Raw genomic sequence first — 14589 nt, forward strand, 5'->3', positions numbered from 1 at the left:
GTTTTGAAGACTTCTTCAAAAGTTTTGAAGTATGAAACTGCTACATAACATCAACAAATGGAGCTATGCAATTACCCTCCTTTTGTATATTACCATCTACCTTGGGATGATTGCCCAGATTGTACTTGGCATTATACAGGTATTTCTGGCCATAATTATGTTTAGCCGATTCTCCAAGCTGGATAGTAAGACTAGATTTCGTCTAAAAATCTATTCGGTACTGACCCTTTTATATTTGTTGGCCTTTGTTGTTTGGAATATACTGGATATTCCCAGTTCAGATTCCATCTCACTAGTTGGCATTGCTGTACCACCAATGGCATTGGCCACTTTCTTTGTTTTTATCACCCATAAAGCTAAACTTGCCCATTTGCAGGATGATCTACCCCCGCCAATTTCTTAACATTTAGCTAAATATTCATTTCATGAACATTTCGTGATACTTTTTGAAGTCGTTTGTAATGGACAAAACATGAAATCATTAACTAAAATCCATTAAATTTGATACTTCAAACAAATATGGCAAGCCACGAACTTAATCCCAACAACTGGGTAGACCTATACGCAGACTACCTTTTTAATTATGCTGTCGCTAGAGTAAGTGACGCTGAAATCGCCAAAGACCTAGTACAGGAGACTTTCGTCGCAGGACTTAATTCAGCCAAAAACTATAAAGGTGATGCTGCTGAACGCACTTGGTTAATCGCAATTTTAAAACGAAAAGTGATTGACCACTACCGAAAAATCAATTCCAACAAAGGAAAGGCTGAGGTACGTATCAATTACAATGCGTCTTCGGAATCGGAGGGAGATTGGCTTGAAGAGCAGGTAGCTGACCCATTCAGCAGGGATGGGGACAACACGATTGAAAACGAGGAATTGGGGCTTGCTATCGAAGAGTGCATTTCCAAATTGCCCAAAAAGCAGTCATTGGTTTTCAAGATGAAGACCATTCAGGGAATGAGCACTGAAGATATTTGTAATGAATTGGGAATTAATCCGTCCAATTTGTGGGTTATGATCCATAGAGCACGAACGGCGCTTATGGGTTGTATGAATCAAACATGGTTTTAGACATATGAAAATATCTCTTGAAAGAGCAAAGCAAATTTGCACCAAAAGTCAATATGGAGAAGCTTCTTGGTGGGAATTGCTACAACTTAATGTGTATTTACTCTTTAGCAAAGAATGCTCCGATTTCTCTGCAAAGAATAAAAAGCTTACGTCCCTTTGCGAACGTGCGGGTTTGGATACCCTATCCGAGGATGAAAAGGATGATATGAAGAAAAAGCTAAAAGAACATTTTTAGCCTAGTTCCCTAAGAATTACTAGAATAAGCACCCACAATATGGGTATCGACTCAATCCAAAAAGCCGCAAAGTATTTGGATTGTTTTTTTTTGGATACAAGTAGCATAGGTATCAAGATGCCTCCCAAAAGTATGCTAGATACTATTTCCTTATGAATTACGTAATCTTTAAAAAAGGTAAGTAGTACAAAAAGCAGGGTAAGTACTATCCCTAAAACTACAGTGCGTTGAACTCCAATAATCTGTGGAATCGTCCTCAATTCTTCAAAATCGGTTTCCATATCCCGTATTTCAAAGGGAAGCATTAAAACCAGTACTAAAAGAAATCGTTGTATCACAAGAATAACAACATCCCATTCAACCGGAACCCCTGCTTGAAAAACAGGCAATAGAACTGTAAACCCAGCCCACACCAGACACACTACATAAATTTTGTAGCCAGCAAAGTTTCTCAAGTTTCTTGTTCCTGGAAAGAAGGGTATTGCATACAACAAGGATAAAAGGCTCAACCCAAAAACGGTCATCCAAACGGTTTCGTTAAGTTGAACCGCATACCAGACCGCTGGGAAAAAGCTTAAAAAACTAAATAGTTGGATTCTTTTGTGATAGGTTTTTGAAACTATGAGGTACTTTTTGGCCTCCACACCATATTTGATAAAATTGTAGCACACAATGGTCGAAAAAAAAGCGAAGCCCAATAGGGCATATTGGATAGGAATGTTTAACAAAAGAGAGGTGACAAAAATCAACGCGGACACGGCCAAACCCACATGGATACTGGCATCCAAGTAAAAGTCAAAAAGAGTTCGAAGAGTTCGCATTAAACAGTTTGTAGAGAGGGCAGCCCAAGGTTAATTTATAGTTGATAATTTTAAAACGGCCCCTATCAAAAATCCCAATTTTCAGTGAATTTATCGCTAATTTTGTAAACTTTAAAAGTTGACTATGAATACCGAAATGTTTGCTTCCCGTCATAATGGAATCACCGAAAACGATTTCGATAGGATGTTCCGAACTGTTGGAGTCGAAGACATGGAACAATTGATTTATGAGACCATTCCCAATGACATCAGATTGAAATCACCCCTAGACTTGCCAGAAGGTATCAGCGAGCACGAGTTCCTGAATCATATTCAGAAGCTTTCTGAGAAAAATAAGGTGTTCAAAACCTATATTGGTCTGGGCTACCATGAGTCCTTGACACCTTCCGTTATCAAAAGAAACATTTTGGAAAACCCAGGATGGTACACAGCATATACTCCCTATCAAGCAGAGATTGCCCAGGGACGCTTGGAAGCTTTGCTCAACTTTCAAACTACAGTATGTGATTTAACCGGAATGGAAATCGCAAACGCTTCTCTTCTGGACGAAAGTACTGCAGCAGCTGAGGCCATGACCATGTTGTATGATGTTCGCAGTCGACAACAAAAAAAGGATGGGATATTAAAGTTTTTTGTATCTGAGGAAATACTACCCCAAACCCTTAGCCTCTTAAAAACACGTTCTACACCATTAGGAATTGAATTGGTGGTAGGAAATCACGAGGAATTTGATTTCTCCGCTGACTTTTATGCAGCGCTGCTACAATACCCTGGAAAACATGGACAGGTATATGACTATGCAAGCTTTGTGGAAAAAGCTAAAGAAAACGATATCAAAGTAGCGGTAGCCGCCGACATTTTGAGTTTGGTGCTCTTAACCCCACCCGGCGAATGGGGTGTAGATGTAGTGGTGGGTACCACACAACGCTTTGGGATTCCTTTGGGTTATGGAGGACCACATGCCGCTTTTTTTGCCACCAAAGAAGACTACAAAAGAAACATTCCTGGTAGAATAATCGGGGTGACCAAGGATACCGATGGGAATCGTGCACTTCGCATGGCGCTCCAGACGAGAGAACAACATATAAAAAGGGACAAAGCAACTTCGAATATTTGTACGGCTCAAGTTTTATTGGCGGTCATGGCTGGGATGTATGCCGTATACCATGGACCTAAAGGTCTTCGATACATTGCAGAAAAAGTGAATAGACAGACCCAAACATTGGCAGAAACCCTTACTGTGATGGGTTTTACACAGGAAAACACTGCTTTTTTCGATACCATACAAGTTCAGGTCAACGATAGCGAAAAACTAAGAAGTCTTTTGGAGAGTAAGGAAATCAATCTGAATATTATTGATGAAAAAACCGTCTCCATTTCACTTAATGAAGCAACTTCGGAAAATGATTTAAAATCATTGGTTTCGTGCTTTGCGGAACTTGCTGGAAAGGAATCCGCAGATTTGGCACAAGCAGGACATTCGAGCATACCTGCTTCCCTATCACGCAAAGCACCTTTCTTGGAACATGAAGTTTTTAATTCCTATCATTCCGAAACAGAGTTGATGCGCTACATTAAAAAATTAGAACGCAAGGATTTGGCTTTGAATCACTCTATGATTTCCTTGGGAAGTTGTACCATGAAATTGAATGCTGCCTCCGAAATGCTTCCATTAAGCTGGGCCAACTGGGGGAATATACATCCATTTGCTCCCTTAAATCAAGCTGAGGGTTATCAGATTGTTCTAAAAGAATTGGAACAGCAGTTGAATGTAATTACCGGATTTGCTGCGACCTCTTTGCAGCCCAATTCGGGTGCACAAGGGGAGTACGCAGGACTAATGACTATCCAGGCCTATCACAAGTCCCGAGGCGAAGGGCATCGAAATATTTGCATTATACCTGCATCTGCCCATGGAACCAATCCAGCGTCCGCTGTAATGGCAGGTATGAAGGTAGTTGTTACCAAAACGGATGAGCTAGGTAACATTGACGTCGCCGATTTGGAAGAAAAGGTATTGCAGCATTCAGACAACCTTGCTGCTTTGATGGTAACCTACCCTTCCACGCATGGAGTTTTTGAGTCTTCTATTATAAAAATCACGAAATTGATTCATGACCATGGGGGTCAAGTATATATGGATGGGGCAAACATGAATGCTCAAGTGGGTCTTACCAACCCAGCCATCATCGGTGCAGATGTTTGTCACTTAAACCTTCATAAAACTTTTGCCATACCGCATGGTGGAGGTGGACCGGGAGTAGGCCCTATTTGTGTTGCTGAACAATTGAAACCATTCTTACCGACCAACCCAGTCATCAAAACTGGAGGGGAAAAGGCAATTACCGCTATATCCGCAGCTCCTTGGGGCAGTGCCTTGGCTTGTTTGATATCTTACGGTTATATCAAGATGCTAGGAAGCAAAGGTTTAACTGATGCAACCAGAATCGCCATTTTGAATGCCAATTATATAAAAGACCGCTTAAAAGGAAAGTTTGATGTGCTATATACTGGTGAAAGGGGCAGGGCAGCTCATGAAATGATTATTGACTGTAGACCTTTTAAAGCACATGGCGTAGAAGTTACCGATATTGCCAAAAGGTTAATGGACTATGGATTTCATGCACCTACCGTTTCTTTTCCAGTGGCTGGAACGATGATGATAGAACCTACAGAAAGTGAGAGCTTGGCAGAACTTGATCGTTTTTGTGAGGCGATGCTCGCCATACGTGGCGAAATCGATGAAGCAAACCCATCAGATTCTAATAATATACTGAAAAATGCACCACACACCTTGCATATGGTTACCAGTGATACTTGGGATTTTCCATATTCAAGACAGCAAGCGGCATTTCCACTGGATTATGTGGGGGAAAACAAATTTTGGCCCACCGTTAGAAGGGTAGACGAAGCCTTTGGGGATCGTAATTTGATTTGTACCTGTGCGCCGATAGAAGCATACGCCGAAATATAGAATACCTCCTGTATTTACTGGCAATGCCCTTGGATTTAAGCTAAAAGTGTAGACTACACTCTTTCCTAACTTGAATGTAAGGAGTCTTGAACATCATATCCAATATTATGCATGCATAACAAAGCGGGTTGAGGAATCCTATCTTAGAAAATTAAAACCTCTATATGAAAATAGGCATCACCGGAACTGGAAGCTATATCCCATCCATAGTCACGAAAAACGAAGACTTTTTAGAGCATGATTTTCTCGCTGATGATGGCTCATCGTTTGGTGTTGACAACAGCATAATTATCGAAAAATTCAAATCGATAACAGGTATTGCTGAAAGGCGGTATGCCCAACCTAATTTAAATACCTCCGACTTGGGGTATCTCGCGGCGGAAAAAGCCATTGAGGATGCCAATATTGATAAAGAGCAATTGGATTACATCATATTTGCACACAATTTTGGTGATTTAACGCCCGGAAAAATCCAAGGAGATACCTTACCCAGTTTGGCAACAAGGGTGAAACATCTTTTAAAAATCAAAAATCCGAAATGTGTTGCCTATGATATGATTTTTGGTTGTCCTGGTTGGATTGAGGGTGTTATTCAGGCTACGGCATTCATTCGGAGTGGTATGGCCAAAAAATGCTTGGTTATTGGAGGTGAAACTTTATCTCGAGTAATCGATGAACATGATAGAGACAGTATGATTTATTCAGACGGGGCTGGGGCGGCTGTAATAGAAGGGGAAGCCTCAGGTGAAATCTTGAGCCATGCGTCTGTAACCCATGCCAACGGAGAAGCATACTTCCTATTCTTTGATAAAACTTACAATGAAGAAGGCTGTTCAGATACGCGATATATCAAGATGCATGGTCGGAAAATATACGAGTTCGCCTGTACTTATGTACCCAAGGCAATGGCAGATTGTTTGGACGAAAGTGGTGTAGGCATAGATCAAATAAAAAAGATTTTTATCCATCAAGCTAATGAAAAAATGGATGAGGCCATCATCAAAAGGTTTTACAGAATTTACGGGAAAGAAGCGCCAGTTGATATTATGCCCATGAGCATACACAAACTGGGTAATAGTTCTGTGGCAACTATCCCAACGCTATTTGATTTAGTACGAAAAGAAGAGTTGGAAGGCCATAATATAAACAAGGGAGATGTTGTTATCTTTGCAAGCGTTGGCGCTGGTATGAACATCAACGCCTTTGTTTATAGATATTAGATGTACGAAAACAACTTTCCGAATAAAAGATACAAGCACACCTTAACTTTTCTTAGAAAACATATTTCCCCTTCGGATAGCATTCTGGATTTGGGAGTGGATAATCCATTTTCCGCCATAATGAAACAAAATGGCTACAAGGTAACCAACACACAAGGTGAGGATTTGGATGTTGACTTTTCCAGTGTAAAAGCTTCCGATTCTGATGTGGTTACGGCCTTTGAAATTTTTGAACATCTCGTGGCGCCATATAATGTATTGAAAGAGATAAAAGCAACAAAACTGGTTGCTAGCATTCCATTGCGACTGTGGTTTTCATCCGCTTACAGAAGTAAAACTGATCCTTGGGACAGGCACTTCCATGAATTCGAGGATTGGCAATTTGATTGGCTCTTGGAAAAAGCAGGATGGAAAATCAAGGATACTGCAAAGTGGACCAATCCTACTAAAAAAATAGGCGTACGGCCCCTACTCCGCCTTTTTACTCCGCGTTACTATATTGTTTATGCCGAACGCTAACCTATGCAAATCAGCATTATCATACCTGCACATAACGAGGAAGCCTATCTTTCCCAATGTTTGGATTCCTTTGTGCATCAAACGCACAAACCTAATGAGCTGATCATTGTGGATGATAACTCAGGTGACGCCACCTATGACATCGCATTGCAGTATGCAAAAAAGTTTGATTGGATAAAGGTTATTCAACGCAAATCCCTAGATGAGCATATCCCTGGAAAAAAAGTGGTTGATACTTTTAATTTTGGATTAGAACACACTTCTGAGTATGATTTAATAGGCAAGTTCGATGCAGACCTTATACTACCCAACAATTATTTTGAGTTCATGCTGAATCACTTTCAAAGCAATTGGAAGTTGGGCATGTGTGGTGGTCTGCTTTACATCGAAAAAGAAGATACTTGGGTTTATGAAAATATAGCGGATAGAAACCACATCCGAGGACCTATAAAACTCTATTTTAAGGGATGTTTTGAAAAAATAGGCGGACTACGCCCTGGAATAGGTTGGGACACAGTGGATATCCTTTTAGCAAAATATCATGGTTTTGAGACCCTCACAGACCCTTCTTTGGAGGTAAAACACCTTCGCCCTACTGGCCATGGATACAGCAATAAAGGGTATCAAGCCAAAGGTGAAGCACTATACAAAATGCGATATGGTATTGTTCTAACCAAGATTGCAGCCTTGAAAATGGCATGGCAAGCGAAAAGCCTGAAACTTTACTTTCAAACAGTTTGGGGCTATTTAAAAGCCTTTTTTCAGGGCAGTACTCCTTTCGTCTCTGCAGAAGAAGGCAAATTTATTCGAAGCTACAGGTGGAAGGGAATCTTATCCAAGTTAACCTAAAATAGATGCTTTTTCTTCTGGACTAGTATACGAACAGAAAAGTCCTTAAAAGCCAAAAATTACGGGTAAAAGAATATTATCCCCCCTCGCCCAGTTTTTTTGGCATAGCGATAGTGCTGTTTTAATATTCCCTTTTTAAAAATTCATTTGAAGGTTAAATGCAAACCAATATTCTTATTTTTATCGCATGAACTATCTGGAAGCGATTGGAAGATACTTCATCATGGTTTGGGAAGTTTTTAAAAAACCTACCAAATGGCCAATCATGAGGTCCCTGATTCTTAAGGAAATCGATGAACTTATTTTCGGGTCTCTCGGCATCATAATTTTTATCTCATTTTTCATTGGTGGGGTGGTTACCATACAGACCGCTTTAAATTTAAATAGCCCACTTATCCCCAAAAGTTTAATTGGATTTGCTACCAGACAATCTGTTATTCTGGAATTTGCGCCCACTTTTACCTCAATCATCATGGCGGGAAAGGTAGGTTCTTATATCACCTCCAGTATAGGGACCATGAAGGTGACCGAACAAATAGATGCCCTTGAAGTCATGGGAGTCAATTCGCTCAATTACCTCGTTTTTCCCAAAATTATTGCCATGCTAATGTATCCCTTTGCCGTGGCACTGGCCATGTATATTGGTATTCTTGGGGGTTGGATAGCTGGTGCTTTTGGCGGCTACGCGCCAAGTGGGGAGTTTGTGAAAGGCTTGCAATTGGATTTTATTCCCTTTCATGTAACCTATGCCTTTATCAAAACGGTGGTTTTTGCTTTTGTTATCGCCACTATCCCGTCCTATCATGGTTTTTACATGAAAGGCGGTGCTTTGGAGGTAGGTAAGGCAAGTACCACTTCATTTGTTTGGACCAGTGTGGTTATCATCATTTTAAACTATATTCTCACGCAACTACTTTTAGGCTAATGATTCAAGTCGAGGACATACATAAATCATTTGGAGATACTCACGTTCTGAAAGGAATCACTACAAGCTTTGAACAAGGTAAAACCAATTTGGTCATAGGACAAAGTGGTTCAGGAAAAACCGTATTCCTGAAATGCCTCTTGGGACTTTTTGAACCAGAACAGGGTCAAATTTGTTATAATGGGCAGTTTTATTCAGAGCTTTCCATAAGTGAGCGAAGAGACTTACGACAGGAAATGGGTATGGTATTCCAGGGTAGTGCCCTTTTTGATTCCATGACAGTGGAAGGGAATGTCATGTTTCCCTTAGAAATGTTTACCAAACAAAGTAAGGCTGAAATGCAGGACCGAGTTGATTTTGTTTTGGAACGTGTAAACCTGGTTGATGCCCATAAAAAATTCCCTTCAGAGATTTCCGGAGGAATGAAAAAGAGGGTTGCCATTGCCAGAGCCATCGTAATGAATCCCAAATACCTCTTTTGTGATGAACCCAATTCTGGGTTGGACCCAAAAACAGCCATTCTAATAGACAACTTGATTCAGGAAATCACTAGGGAATATAATATCACTACGGTTATCAATACGCACGACATGAACTCGGTGATGGAAATTGGAGAGAAAATCATCTTCTTAAAAGATGGGTATAAGGAATGGGAAGGTACCAACAAGGAAATCTTCAAAACCGATAATGAGGCCGTGACCAACTTTGTCTACTCCTCAGAGCTTTTCAAGAAGGTGAGACAGATGTATATTGAGGAACGAAATTGAAGATAATTAGGGTTGCAAACGAGTCGTTGGGGAAAGCTAGTCAACCATTCGAACAATTAAAGTCGAGTCCTGTAACCTCACTTTTAACCACTGCATTAGTTTTTGATGCTCCGATGTCTTTTGATCCCTGCGGATGTTGTCATTCCACTTGACTTCAAAAACAGGAATAGTATCCGTTTTATTGAAATCTGTATGAATTTGATAGGCAAAACCCATTGAAGTTAGGTTTTCATAGTTGATTTTTGCTTCGGAAACTACTTCTTGAAATGGGATTTTCAAATTTTCCAAAGCGGAAAGCTCCTTTACCTTGTTCTGTAAAAATGCAATCTGGGCGGTTCTACTCAAAAGATCTAAGGAATCCCTCTCGCGGACAGCCTGCATATATTTTAGTTCATCCAAACTCCTATTCTTGGACTGGTTTACGGTGACTACGGTATTTTTTAGTCCTGAATAATCCTCCAAGCGAGAATTTAATATCTGGAGTGTTGACTCTGGAATCTGATATTCTCCAAATGAAAACAATTCAATTCTACTCTCTCCGTCGGGATTATAGGCAACATTCACGTTTCTTTTTAAATAGGATGCGTTGGGCAGGCTTTCCAGCTCATTATTGACAAATTGTTGCGCATCCGCAGAAAACCTACTTTCCAAAAGGGCGTTGTAAAAGGTAAATCCCGCAGGAATCATAACGGCCAATCCCACCACAGAAACCGCTCGAGCAATGAGCCTACGCCTTCTTGAATTGGCGTAACGCACCATAGGAAACCGCAGATATTTTATGACCAAAAAAGTGGCCAACCCTATAAATATAGTGTTGATAGTAAACAGATACATGGCCCCAAGTGCATATAAAGGCTTGCCAATGGCCAAACCAAAACCTACGGTGCATAAAGGAGGCATAAGCGCCGTTGCAATGGCCACCCCAAATATTACGCTGGCTATGGTACCTTTCTTGGCACGGGCAATCACTAAGGCAAGTCCTCCAAAAAAGGCGATAAGCACGTCCCGAATGTCTGGCTTGGTTCTAGCCAGTAGTTCAGACGACTCATCTCTAAGAGGGAAAAAGGCGAAAAACAAATAGGCTGTCAGCACACTTAAAACCACCATGACCACAAAATTTTTGAGGGACCTCCTCATTAAATCCAGGTCGTTTATAGCCAAAGACATTCCCATACCCAAAATTGGACCCATCAACGGAGAAATTAACATGGCACCAATTACGACTGCAGTGGAATTAGCATTCAATCCGACCGAGGCAATGAAAATAGAGCAAACTAGAATCCAGGAAGTATGCCCTTTAAAGGGAATATCGGCAATAATGGATTCCCGCGTGGCAGCTGGGTCGGTATTACTACGTATTTCAAGTAATTCCAGAATAAACTTTCGAAAACTCCCCAATAATCCCTTGAAATCCTTCTTTACCTCTTCGGAATTGGCCTCAGAGGGATTTTCGTCTTCTTTAAATAAGTTTTGACTCATACAACTATGTATAGTGCTCGCCGAAGGAATCTCCCACTTGACCGCGCACTTTTTTAATTTCCTGCTCCTTGGATTTGGGGTAAATCAACAACACATCGTCCTTGTCAACAATAATATAATCGTTCAAACCGTCTACGACCACGACTTTATCTCTAGAAGTCCGTATCATATTGTTTTGGGCGTCTATCAGCAAGGTTTGGCAGTTCACAAAGGCATTTTCATCAGTATCTTTCTCCAACTTGTCATATAAGGCACCCCATGTGCCTAAGTCATTCCAGTCGAAGCTAGCTGGTAAAGTATAGATGGACTTGGATTGTTCCAAGATAGCATAATCAATGGAAATGTTTTCTGCTTTGGGGTAGTTTTCCTGAATAAATTCAGATTCATCAGGGGTATTATAACAGGAATATCCTTGTCTGAACAACTCGTATTGATTGGGCTGAAAATTTTTAAATGCATTCACTATAGTTTCGACACTCCACATAAATATTCCTGCGTTCCATAAAAAATTCCCTTGCTCCAGAAACTCCTTTGCTGTTTCATAATCGGGCTTCTCCCTAAATTGAGACACTTTTTTGAGTTTTTCGTCACCTTCTTTCTCGAACTCAATATACCCAAATCCGGTATTTGGAAAAGTGGGGCGAATCCCTAAAGTACATAATGCCGCTTCCTTTTCGCATCTATCGAAACAAGCCTTCACATCATTAGCAAAAGCGGTTTCATCCTCTATCCAATGATCACTGGGCGCGACTACCATCAGTGCATTTGGGTTCATTTTTTGAATCTTTAGGGAAGCATACAGGATACAAGGTGATGTATTTCTCATTGCCGGTTCAAGGACTACCTGTTCTTGCTTCACCTTAGGTAATTGCTCCAAGACTAAATCATTGTACCGTTCATTGGTCAGTATCAAAATGTTTTCTGTGGGAATAAACGCATTAAGGCGATCAAAAGTCTTTTGGATTAGGGTTTTTCCGGACCCCAACATGTCATGGAACTGTTTGGGGTAAGAAGAAGTACTTACGGGCCAAAATCTGGATCCTACTCCTCCTGCCATTAAAACGGCATAATAGTTTTTGTTCATGTTAGTTTTTCTTTGTCATTCCCTTGCAGACGGGAATCTATTGTTTTCTGGATTCCGAATTAAGTGCGGAATAACATTCATTGTATTAATTCCACCTCTGCATTGGGTTGAAACAAATATACTTTGCCTGTAGCCAATTCCACACATTCGTAACGCTTAATTCTTCTTTTACCTTTTTTGAACAACTTCCCATTGTATAACCGAAAAGTGCTTCCGGATGGTATCTCAAACACATATTGATGTTTTCGTTCTTCCTGGTCAAATGCCTTTAGGGCAATAGATAATCGGGCATCGGTACTGCTGCTGGCTTTAGGATTTTTAAAATGTTGAGCAATAATGGGAAGTAATTGCGTGGGGAAAATCTCGGGTCGAATAAAGGGCAGCATCAGTTGCTGAAATGTTCTTTTCCATTCCATTCCATGAGGCTTAATACAACGTCCGTGGTTTTCAAAGGCAACCAAATGAGCAATTTCATGGACAAGGGTTATCAAGAATCGGTAAGGGTTTAAGGAAGCATTTACCGTGATTTGATGTCCTCCATTAGGTAGTTTTCGATAGTCTCCATGTCGAGTCACCCTATGATTCACAATCTTCAGATGCACCCCGTGGGATTTGATGAGTTCAAAACAAGGCTCCACAGCTCTTTCCGGCAAGTATTTGCTCAAAGTAGTGTTCACTAAATCAAAATTAGCGGTTTAAGAATTATCATTTACATTTATTCCTCACCAAAAACAACACATTCTACTCAATGTTGTTTTTAGTTTTTTTTGTTAGAAATAAGAAAAGTGACCATTGAATAGCCCCGGTATAAATGACCTTTTACACAATCAAACTGTGGAAGGAGCTTTACAATGGGTAAAGCCATTCATTCACATAATAACAGTGGCTAATCGCAGGAGTAGCCGTTAAGGTGTACTATTACTAACCTGCAACAGCTTTCCGTTATAGAATTGATGACCGGTAAGTGCGAAGTTTTTAATGTAATTTGCCATCTCCAAAGCGGTTACCGGAGCCTCATATCCAGGAAAAGCCTCCGCTAGCATTTCTGTTTGTACAGCACCTATAGCCAAGACATTGAAACTGGGACCACTTTCTTTGAATTCCTCAGCCCAAAGTTCGGTTAAAGTAATCACTGCTCCCTTACTAGAGCTGTAGGCGGACAATCCTGGAAATTTAAGACTGCCTTGCACCCCACCCATGGAGCTTATGGTAACCACATGTGCTGTTTTGGACATTTTTGGAAGTACTGTTTTGGTCATTTCAGCCACACCAAAAACGTTTACCCCATAAACGGTCTTGAAATCCTCAATCGTAGTATCCAACAAAGGTTTGTTCAAGAAACTACCAGCATTATTGACAAGTACATCCACCTTAGGCCAATCCTTCAAAAGCATTTTAAGCTTATCAAAATCTTCAGGATTGCCCAAATCAAAGGGAAAGGTTTGGACATTTGGCAATTTTAGATCACTTACGGGCTTGTCATTTCTAGAGAGTGCCAAAACTTGATGACCTTCTTGAGCGAACAATTTGACCAATTCAAAACCTATACCCCTACTTGTTCCTGTAACTATTATGTTTGCCATTCTTTGCATCGAATCTTGTAGTCATTTCGACCGAAAAGGAGAAATGACTTATTGGATTAATTCATTTTGACCACTTGGGTCGGAGCATTGGAAATACCTTCTACAACCGGAATTAGCTTATTGACCAAAGTTGCCATATGTTGAAAATCCATGAGTTCATTTTCATCACCCACCCGGTGATAAAACATGAAATTTGTGAAGTCGAAGGTGCAAAAAGTGTGTGACGGTATTCCAAACTCTTGATAAAAAGGATAGTTATCTGAACGTTGAAATAAATTGTACTCCCTTGCCGTTGGAAGATACCCTACAAGATTTTCTTTGGCATATGCGTTACTAACCTCAGCTAAATTGGATTTTTTGTACCCAGTGATATACACCAAATAATCCTTTCCACGAAGGGGAACGCCGGTCATTTCAAAATTAAGCACAGAATACAGATTGAGACCTTCTTCCTTCATATTTTTTGCCATGTGCTTTGAACCCAACAAGCCTTTTTCTTCTGCACTAAACAAGGCAAATATTAAACTCCTTTTATTGGTTCTTTTGGTTCCGAAATATCTTGCCAATTCCATCACCGAAGTGGTTCCAGAAGCATTATCATTGGCTCCGTTGGCTATACCATCTCCATTTTCGATTTTTATGATTCCAATATGGTCATAATGGGCTCCTATCAAAATATATTCATTCTTTAGAACTGGATCAGTTCCTTCTATCACTCCCAATACATTGTACGAAGTTCTTTTATAGTTGGATAAGGTATCCCGATAGGATTCGTAGTAAGGAGCGACTTGATGGGACTGCAGAAAGTCTTCAATATATTGTGCAGCCTTTTCAATACCCTCACTGCCTGAATCCCGTCCTTTTAAATCATCTGAAGCCAAAAACCCCATAATATCCCCTATTCTTTTTTCGTCTGTAAACTGTGGAACATCCGAATTGACTTTCGCTTTTAACCCTTCAGGACCCCCCGGTGCCGGAACGGATGCTGTTTGGGCGGATTTAGTAGGACCACATTGGGAAAGTAGAAAGGAAAACAGGAGTAAAACGATAGGCTTCATA

Annotated in this window: 15 protein-coding genes; 9 read left to right on the forward strand and 6 right to left on the reverse strand. The window is 40.5% G+C overall.

The genetic code is table 11. From position 1 onward, the window contains the following. Positions 1-31 precede the first annotated feature (31 nt). The 3 genes from ACSLUF_RS13420 to ACSLUF_RS13430 all read left to right on the forward strand — a co-directional run bounded on the left by ACSLUF_RS13420 (position 32) and on the right by ACSLUF_RS13430 (position 1309). Positions 32-403: a hypothetical protein gene (locus tag ACSLUF_RS13420; RefSeq protein ID WP_435623280.1), complete on the forward strand. Its 372-nt coding sequence runs from the start codon at positions 32-34 to the stop codon at positions 401-403. A gap of 116 nt (positions 404-519) precedes the next feature. After that, positions 520-1074, forward strand: coding sequence for a sigma-70 family RNA polymerase sigma factor (locus ACSLUF_RS13425; protein ID WP_435623281.1), 555 nt, complete (start codon positions 520-522; stop codon positions 1072-1074). 4 nt (positions 1075-1078) lie between these two features. Next, the gene (locus ACSLUF_RS13430) at positions 1079-1309 is read left to right on the forward strand and encodes a hypothetical protein (protein WP_435623282.1); all 231 of its coding nucleotides are present in this window, start codon (positions 1079-1081) and stop codon (positions 1307-1309) included. Here the strand turns inward: ACSLUF_RS13430 and ACSLUF_RS13435 are convergent. After that, positions 1306-2130: a hypothetical protein gene (locus tag ACSLUF_RS13435; RefSeq protein ID WP_435623283.1), complete on the reverse strand. Its 825-nt coding sequence runs from the start codon at positions 2128-2130 to the stop codon at positions 1306-1308. The genes ACSLUF_RS13430 and ACSLUF_RS13435 overlap by 4 nt on opposite strands. Positions 2131-2254: 124 nt before the next feature. On the opposite strand from ACSLUF_RS13435, the gene gcvP reads away from it, so the two are divergent. The 6 genes from gcvP to ACSLUF_RS13465 all read left to right on the forward strand — a co-directional run bounded on the left by gcvP (position 2255) and on the right by ACSLUF_RS13465 (position 9384). Then, complete coding sequence (gcvP, locus tag ACSLUF_RS13440) at positions 2255-5104, forward strand: aminomethyl-transferring glycine dehydrogenase (RefSeq protein ID WP_435623284.1); 2850 nt, start codon at positions 2255-2257, stop codon at positions 5102-5104. Between the two features lie 164 nt (positions 5105-5268). Continuing rightward, a complete protein-coding gene (locus ACSLUF_RS13445) occupies positions 5269-6324 on the forward strand; it encodes a 3-oxoacyl-ACP synthase III family protein (RefSeq protein WP_435623285.1) in 1056 nt (351 codons plus the stop codon). Continuing rightward, positions 6325-6843, forward strand: a complete 519-nt coding sequence (locus tag ACSLUF_RS13450) for a methyltransferase (protein ID WP_435623286.1) — start codon at positions 6325-6327, stop codon at positions 6841-6843. Positions 6844-6846: 3 nt separating this feature from the next. Further along, positions 6847-7692 carry a glycosyltransferase family 2 protein gene (locus tag ACSLUF_RS13455; RefSeq protein ID WP_435623287.1) on the forward strand — a complete coding sequence of 282 codons (846 nt, stop codon included), beginning with the start codon at positions 6847-6849 and terminating at the stop codon, positions 7690-7692. 187 nt (positions 7693-7879) lie between these two features. Continuing rightward, positions 7880-8617, forward strand: a complete 738-nt coding sequence (locus tag ACSLUF_RS13460) for an MlaE family ABC transporter permease (RefSeq protein WP_435623288.1) — start codon at positions 7880-7882, stop codon at positions 8615-8617. Further along, complete coding sequence (locus tag ACSLUF_RS13465) at positions 8617-9384, forward strand: ABC transporter ATP-binding protein (RefSeq protein ID WP_435623289.1); 768 nt, start codon at positions 8617-8619, stop codon at positions 9382-9384. Before ACSLUF_RS13460 ends, ACSLUF_RS13465 begins: the two co-directional genes overlap by 1 nt. 36 nt (positions 9385-9420) lie before the next feature. On the opposite strand, the gene ACSLUF_RS13470 is transcribed toward ACSLUF_RS13465, so the two are convergent. The 5 genes from ACSLUF_RS13470 to ACSLUF_RS13490 all read right to left on the reverse strand — a co-directional run bounded on the left by ACSLUF_RS13470 (position 9421) and on the right by ACSLUF_RS13490 (position 14588). After that, positions 9421-10863 (reverse strand): DUF389 domain-containing protein, encoded by a 1443-nt coding sequence (locus ACSLUF_RS13470; RefSeq protein ID WP_435623290.1) that lies wholly within the window; start codon positions 10861-10863, stop codon positions 9421-9423. Positions 10864-10867: 4 nt separating this feature from the next. Next, complete coding sequence (locus tag ACSLUF_RS13475) at positions 10868-11947, reverse strand: mannose-1-phosphate guanylyltransferase (RefSeq protein WP_435623291.1); 1080 nt, start codon at positions 11945-11947, stop codon at positions 10868-10870. A 77-nt stretch (positions 11948-12024) separates the two neighbouring features. Further along, the gene (locus ACSLUF_RS13480) at positions 12025-12624 is read right to left on the reverse strand and encodes a SprT-like domain-containing protein (RefSeq protein ID WP_435623292.1); all 600 of its coding nucleotides are present in this window, start codon (positions 12622-12624) and stop codon (positions 12025-12027) included. A gap of 228 nt (positions 12625-12852) precedes the next feature. Continuing rightward, positions 12853-13530 (reverse strand): SDR family NAD(P)-dependent oxidoreductase, encoded by a 678-nt coding sequence (locus ACSLUF_RS13485; RefSeq protein WP_435623293.1) that lies wholly within the window; start codon positions 13528-13530, stop codon positions 12853-12855. Between the two features lie 56 nt (positions 13531-13586). Further along, positions 13587-14588 (reverse strand): M28 family metallopeptidase, encoded by a 1002-nt coding sequence (locus ACSLUF_RS13490; RefSeq protein WP_435623294.1) that lies wholly within the window; start codon positions 14586-14588, stop codon positions 13587-13589. Between the last annotated feature and the right edge of the window lies 1 nt (position 14589).

This window comes from Flagellimonas sp. (genome assembly GCF_965601775.1).
In the GTDB taxonomy this organism is placed as follows: domain Bacteria; phylum Bacteroidota; class Bacteroidia; order Flavobacteriales; family Flavobacteriaceae; genus Flagellimonas.

What these genes read in the sequence shown, in the direction of transcription:
- ACSLUF_RS13420 (WP_435623280.1), top strand. Translation starts at nt 32, where the DNA reads ATGAAACTGCTACATAACATCAACAAATGGAGCTATGCAATTACCCTC.
- ACSLUF_RS13425 (WP_435623281.1), top strand. Translation starts at nt 520, where the DNA reads ATGGCAAGCCACGAACTTAATCCCAACAACTGGGTAGACCTATACGCA.
- ACSLUF_RS13430 (WP_435623282.1), top strand. Translation starts at nt 1,079, where the DNA reads ATGAAAATATCTCTTGAAAGAGCAAAGCAAATTTGCACCAAAAGTCAA.
- ACSLUF_RS13435 (WP_435623283.1), bottom strand. Translation starts at nt 2,130, where the DNA reads ATGCGAACTCTTCGAACTCTTTTTGACTTTTACTTGGATGCCAGTATC.
- gcvP (WP_435623284.1), top strand. Translation starts at nt 2,255, where the DNA reads ATGAATACCGAAATGTTTGCTTCCCGTCATAATGGAATCACCGAAAAC.
- ACSLUF_RS13445 (WP_435623285.1), top strand. Translation starts at nt 5,269, where the DNA reads ATGAAAATAGGCATCACCGGAACTGGAAGCTATATCCCATCCATAGTC.
- ACSLUF_RS13450 (WP_435623286.1), top strand. Translation starts at nt 6,325, where the DNA reads ATGTACGAAAACAACTTTCCGAATAAAAGATACAAGCACACCTTAACT.
- ACSLUF_RS13455 (WP_435623287.1), top strand. Translation starts at nt 6,847, where the DNA reads ATGCAAATCAGCATTATCATACCTGCACATAACGAGGAAGCCTATCTT.
- ACSLUF_RS13460 (WP_435623288.1), top strand. Translation starts at nt 7,880, where the DNA reads ATGAACTATCTGGAAGCGATTGGAAGATACTTCATCATGGTTTGGGAA.
- ACSLUF_RS13465 (WP_435623289.1), top strand. Translation starts at nt 8,617, where the DNA reads ATGATTCAAGTCGAGGACATACATAAATCATTTGGAGATACTCACGTT.
- ACSLUF_RS13470 (WP_435623290.1), bottom strand. Translation starts at nt 10,863, where the DNA reads ATGAGTCAAAACTTATTTAAAGAAGACGAAAATCCCTCTGAGGCCAAT.
- ACSLUF_RS13475 (WP_435623291.1), bottom strand. Translation starts at nt 11,947, where the DNA reads ATGAACAAAAACTATTATGCCGTTTTAATGGCAGGAGGAGTAGGATCC.
- ACSLUF_RS13485 (WP_435623293.1), bottom strand. Translation starts at nt 13,530, where the DNA reads ATGGCAAACATAATAGTTACAGGAACAAGTAGGGGTATAGGTTTTGAA.
- ACSLUF_RS13490 (WP_435623294.1), bottom strand. Translation starts at nt 14,588, where the DNA reads ATGAAGCCTATCGTTTTACTCCTGTTTTCCTTTCTACTTTCCCAATGT.